This window comes from Bariatricus sp. HCP28S3_A4, from assembly GCF_052066395.1.
Lineage (GTDB): Bacteria > Bacillota > Clostridia > Lachnospirales > Lachnospiraceae > Allocoprococcus.
In genome coordinates, this window is record NZ_JBQHSE010000113.1 from 1 (window position 1) to 318 (window position 318).

Here is a 318-nt window from a genome sequence, read left to right on the forward strand (position 1 = left end):
TTTGTAGTGTAGCTTCTTGCAAACTATTTTACAGCACAACGTAGAGAGTTGGAACACTTTCATTACTATTTGTGCCGCCAGCCAAAGGCGGCGGAATGGAGATTAGTATGGGACAGAGTAATGCTGCGGTGGAGTGAGGATGAGAAGAAAAATGCAGTTTTGAAGGAATATGTTCCGAATTATCGGATTAACCTGATTGATGCTGGGAATCTGGAGCATTTAGAGCGATTCAAAAGCGATTTACAAGAAGTTCTGGGTATGATACAGTGTAGGGGAGATAAAGAAAATTTACTGAAGTACATAAACGAAAGAAAAGAG

Annotated in this window: 1 pseudogene; it reads left to right on the forward strand. The window is 40.3% G+C overall.

Annotated features, from left to right (window positions below):
* Positions 1–48 precede the first annotated feature (48 nt).
* Positions 49–318 (forward strand): annotated as a pseudogene (locus ACTNBF_RS16595) (hypothetical protein); the annotation flags it as partial.